This is a genomic window from Aeromicrobium phragmitis, assembly GCF_003674095.1.
Taxonomy (GTDB): domain Bacteria; phylum Actinomycetota; class Actinomycetes; order Propionibacteriales; family Nocardioidaceae; genus Aeromicrobium; species Aeromicrobium phragmitis.
In genome coordinates, this window is record NZ_RDBF01000195.1 from 1 (window position 1) to 353 (window position 353).

Consider the following 353-nt stretch of genomic DNA (forward strand, 5'->3'; position numbering starts at 1 on the left):
GTCGCGGCCGATGCTCACCCCGGGAGGATCGTCGCGCCTGCGCCGATCCACACGTTCTCCCTCACGTCGATCGGTCCGCCCGTCAGCCAGATGCGGCGATCCTCGGTGTCGACGGGATGGCCCACCGTGATGAACGTGACCTTCGGTGCCACCATGACCCGGTCGCCCAGCCGGATGCCGGCGTAGTCCAGGAACGTGCAGCCCTGATTGATGAAAACGCGTTCTCCTAGCTCCAGGCGCAGGCCGTGATCGGTATAGAACGGCGGATAGATTGTCACCCGCGGCGGGAGCGGCCGACCGAGGATCTGCTCGAACAGCTTCGCTTTAGCGTCCTCGTCGTCGAACGGCAGGAC

Annotated in this window: 1 protein-coding gene; it reads right to left on the reverse strand. The window is 65.4% G+C overall.

The window, feature by feature from the left end; translation table 11 throughout:
• Positions 1-14: 14 nt before the first annotated feature.
• A partial coding sequence (locus tag D9V41_RS16935; RefSeq protein WP_481725509.1) for an LbetaH domain-containing protein occupies positions 15-353 on the reverse strand: 339 nt, incomplete at its 5' end.